The 780-nt window shown below is 34.5% G+C and carries 1 protein-coding gene; it reads right to left on the bottom strand.

Annotation, left to right across the window (positions count from 1 at the left end):
- Positions 1-739, bottom strand: a protein-coding gene (locus NI466_RS15800) for an IS5 family transposase (RefSeq protein ID WP_253174007.1) whose coding sequence is annotated in 2 segments (ribosomal slippage) — positions 1-351 and positions 353-739 — 738 coding nt annotated over the 2 segments. Because the reading frame shifts where the segments join, the coding sequence is not laid out codon by codon here. This gene is flagged as partial in the annotation.
- Positions 740-780 lie beyond the last annotated feature (41 nt).

The raw sequence follows: 780 nt of genomic DNA, 5'->3' as shown, positions 1-780 counted from the left end.
ATACCGTTCTGTTAATATCCGAAAATATTTAAGTTTGCCGTTGATATGTTCAATTGTGATCCTACGCCGACTGATTTCTTGGTTGATCTGTTTTGCTATTTTGGGTAATGATAAATTCTTAGGTTTCTTGATTGGAATGAGTAACTTACTCTTAATCTGATGAAATCCTTTATAGGCTAAATCTGCCATAATACAAGGATAAATGATCATCTCCTTAAAATACTTACGCGCAATCGTCAGATCATGTTTTCTGCCACTTTCGACCTGTATACTTACAATTTGCTTTAGTCTTGGGTTAAAAATGACCTGTGTTTTTAGCGTATGTTTCTTCTTTTTACCGCTATAGAATTTTCTTTGTTTTTTTGGGACGCTCAATCTGTGACTCAGTGACATCAACGATCACATAATCACCTTCACTAAACTTTTGATTCCTTTTGGGTAATGCAAAAATCCGTGATTGAATCAGAGCATTTTCAACTTTATGAATAGTACGATTCACATTACTTTCAGCGAGATTATAGTCAGCGGATAATTCAATTTGAGTCCTATAACAGCGTAAGTAGTTTAGAGTTAACAATAATTGATCCTCTAAACACAAAGAATGCGGCCTTCCAGATTTTTTCTTGGCAAGTTCAGCGTGTTGTAACACCGATACCATTTTTAAGAATAATGGACGAGGAACTCCAACGAGTCGTTTAAATTCCCCATCATTAAATCGAGTTAAATTTTCATATTTCATGGGGCTAGTATAAACAATTTTTTACTTTCGCAAGAGATCTA

The organism is Acinetobacter lwoffii (genome assembly GCF_024129595.1).
Lineage (GTDB): Bacteria > Pseudomonadota > Gammaproteobacteria > Pseudomonadales > Moraxellaceae > Acinetobacter > Acinetobacter lwoffii_O.
The sequence above is the reverse complement of the archived record's forward strand: the minus strand, read 5'-3'. Positions and strand labels throughout refer to the sequence as shown.